Annotated in this window: 1 protein-coding gene; it reads left to right on the top strand. The window is 33.3% G+C overall.

Going from position 1 to position 255, the window contains the following annotated elements; translation table 11 throughout:
* Positions 1-5 precede the first annotated feature (5 nt).
* Positions 6-255: hypothetical protein (locus COZ07_RS09260; RefSeq protein ID WP_406608280.1), on the top strand; the 250-nt coding region annotated here is incomplete at its 3' end.

A 255-nucleotide genomic window follows, 5' to 3' on the forward strand; every position in this document is an offset into this window, starting at 1 on the left:
AATTGATGAAGATTAGTCCAAAATTAGATTATCATTATCAATTAGTAAAGCCCCAGTTATATAAAATAAAAAGTAAATATTCTGAAGAGACGGCTAATTTTACTCCTCTAAAGCGGGCACACCTGATTAATCATTTAATCAAAGAAGTAAATAGAGAGGGATATGAAGCAGCGGGAGCTTTTAAGACAGAGACCATAGCGATAGTGATTATTAATTCAGAAGGAGTCTTTGCTTTTGATCAAGGGACTAAAGTAG

Origin of the sequence: Candidatus Infernicultor aquiphilus, from assembly GCF_002784285.1 — a bacterium.
Classification (GTDB): Bacteria; Atribacterota; Phoenicimicrobiia; order Phoenicimicrobiales; family Phoenicimicrobiaceae; genus Infernicultor; species Infernicultor aquiphilus.